At 79.6% G+C, this 1123-nt stretch carries 2 protein-coding genes; both read left to right on the top strand.

The features are described 5' to 3' along the window. Positions 1-54: 54 nt before the first annotated feature. Entirely contained in the window at positions 55-672 is a 618-nt protein-coding gene (pxpB, locus tag GT030_RS03910) for a 5-oxoprolinase subunit PxpB (protein ID WP_161199851.1), read from the top strand. Then, a partial coding sequence (locus GT030_RS03905; protein ID WP_161199850.1) for a biotin-dependent carboxyltransferase family protein occupies positions 669-1123 on the top strand: 455 nt, incomplete at its 3' end. The genes pxpB and GT030_RS03905, both read left to right, overlap by 4 nt.

Genomic DNA, 1123 nt, shown 5'->3' with positions numbered 1-1123 from the left:
CCGGCGGGTCCGCACCCGGCTGGCGTCGGCGGGCGTGCCGGTGGAGGCGTTCGCGTGAGGGCGCTCCCGGTGGGCGCGCACGCCCTGCTGGTGGAGGTCGCCTCCGCCGAGCAGGCGCGCGCCCTGCACGCGGAGCTGCTGCGGCGGCGCGCGGCGGGCTCGCTGTCCGCCCGCGAGATCGTCCCGGCGGCCCGTACGGTCCTGCTCGACGGCGTGGACGACCCGGTACGCCGGGCCGCCGAACTGACCGCCGCCGAGCCGCCGCCCGCCCCCGAGGCCGCCTCCGCCCCGGTCGAACTCCCCGTCCGCTACGACGGACCCGACCTCGCCGAGGTCGCCGCCCACTGGGGCGTGTCCCCGCGCGAGGTCGCCGAGATCCACGCGGGCACCGCGTTCACGGTGGCCTTCTGCGGCTTCGCTCCCGGCTTCGGCTACCTCACCGGCCTGCCGGAGCACCGGTACGTGCCGCGCAGGGCCACCCCGCGTACGGCGGTCCCGGCCGGGTCGGTCGCGCTGGCCGGGCCGTACACCGGCGTCTACCCGCGTGCGTCGCCGGGCGGCTGGCAGTTGATCGGCCGTACGGACGCGGTGCTGTGGGACACCGCGCGGGAACCGGCCGCCCTGCTGGCGCCGGGCACGCGGGTGCGCTTCACCCCCGTGGGGGCCGCGTGACGGACCGTGCGCTGGTGGTGGTGCGGGCGGGCGCGCTGACGACCGTGCAGGACCGGGGGCGGCCCGGCCATGCCCACCTGGGCGTCCCCCGCTCCGGCGCCCTCGACCCGCCCGCCGCGGCGCTCGTCAACCGGCTGGTCGGCAACTCCCCCGACGCGGCCGTACTGGAGACGACGCTCGACGGCTGTGCCCTGCGGGCCCGTTCGGCGGTCACCGTCGCGGTGGGCGGGGCGCCCTGCCCGGTGAGGGTGGGCGGCCGCCCGGCGGCCTGGGGCGCACCGGTCCGGGTGCCCGCCGGCGAGGTGCTGGAGATGGGGGCGGCGGTGGCGGGGATGCGGTCCTACCTGGCGGTCTCGGGCGGGGTCGCGGTGGAGCCGGTGCTCGGCAGCCGGGCCACGGACCTGTTGTCGGGCCTGGGCCCGCCACCGCTCGCCGACGGCACGGTGCTCCC

Origin of the sequence: Streptomyces sp. SID1328, assembly GCF_009865595.1 — a bacterium.
GTDB classification, from domain to species: domain Bacteria; phylum Actinomycetota; class Actinomycetes; order Streptomycetales; family Streptomycetaceae; genus Streptomyces; species Streptomyces griseoluteus.
The sequence above is the reverse complement of the archived record's forward strand: the minus strand, read 5'-3'. Positions and strand labels throughout refer to the sequence as shown.